Here is a 1,159-nt window from a genome sequence, read left to right as displayed (position 1 = left end):
TACTGAGATTGAACTCGTGAAGTCATAGGGGCTGACGGTTGGTGCCTGCCTGCGGTATCACCGGAGGATGAGGTATCCACAGGGTGGCGGGTTGACCGCTGAACGGCAGTGCAAGCGCGAGGAGTTACGGCTCCGGGCAGCTGAGCGGTTCGCTCTGGGCGAGGGCAGTTCAGCGATTGCCAGGGATCTACGGGTCAGCGTCCGGTCGGTGCAGCGATGGCGTCAAGCGTGGGCCGAGGGCGGCCCACGCTCCCTGCGATCGCAGGGGCCTGCATCGCTGCCGCGACTGAGTGAGAAGCAGTTTGCTCAGCTGGAGTCGGAGCTGGCCAGGGGGCCGGCCGCGCACGGCTGGGAGGACCAGCGCTGGACTCTGAGCCGTGTAAAGACGGTGATCGGACGGCGCTTCCACCTCACTTACACGATCCAGGGCGTACGCAAGTTGTTGGTGCGTAACGGCTGGTCCTGCCAGGTTCCCGCCCGTCGTGCCATGGAGCGGGACGACGAGGCGGTGGCCGGGTGGGTCAAGGAGGTGTGGCCCCGCGCGGAAGGCTAGCGGCGGCCCGTGGAGCATGGCTGGTCTTCGAGGACGAAGCCGGCTTCTCCATGACGCCGTCGCATGCCAAGACCTGGGCCCAGCGCGGGCGGACCCCGGTGCTGCGGGTCCGCGGCCGCTCACGCAGACGGATATCCATCGCCGCCCTGACCTGCTACAAACCCGGCCACCGATCCCGGCTGATCTACCGGCCGCGACGGGACGACGGCCGGCGCGACGGGCGTAAGAGCTTCTCCTGGCGCGACTACCGGGACCTTCTGATCGCAGCCCACCAACAGCTCGGCGGCCCGATCGTCCTCATCTGGGACAACCTCAACGTCCACAAAGCCGCCGGACTCCGGGAGTTCGCCGCATCCCGCGACTGGCTGACCATCCTCTACCTGCCTGCGTACGCACCCGACCTCAACCCCGTCGAAGGCATCTGGTCCCTGCTACGTCGCGGCTGGCTCTCCAACGTCGCCTTCTCCACGCCAGAACACCTCATCCGCACCCTCCGGAGCGGCCTGCGGCACATCCAGTACCGCAGCAACCTCATCGACGGCTGCCTCACCGAGACCGGCCTGACCATCAAATCCGACTGACGACACCACGAGTTAAATCTCAGTA

1 protein-coding gene is annotated in these 1,159 nt (G+C 66.6%); it reads left to right on the top strand.

Annotated features, from left to right (window positions below):
* The first annotated feature begins 67 nt into the window (after window positions 1–67).
* Window positions 68–1,134 (top strand): IS630 family transposase gene (locus JGS39_RS42130; RefSeq protein ID WP_443742905.1). Its coding sequence is split into 2 segments (ribosomal slippage): window positions 68–521 and window positions 521–1,134, totalling 1,068 coding nucleotides; the frame shifts between segments, so codons are not numbered across the junction.
* Window positions 1,135–1,159: the final 25 nt, after the last annotated feature.

It is taken from the genome of Streptomyces poriferorum (assembly GCF_019399235.1).
Lineage (GTDB): Bacteria > Actinomycetota > Actinomycetes > Streptomycetales > Streptomycetaceae > Streptomyces > Streptomyces poriferorum.
The sequence above is the reverse complement of the archived record's forward strand: the minus strand, read 5'-3'. Positions and strand labels throughout refer to the sequence as shown.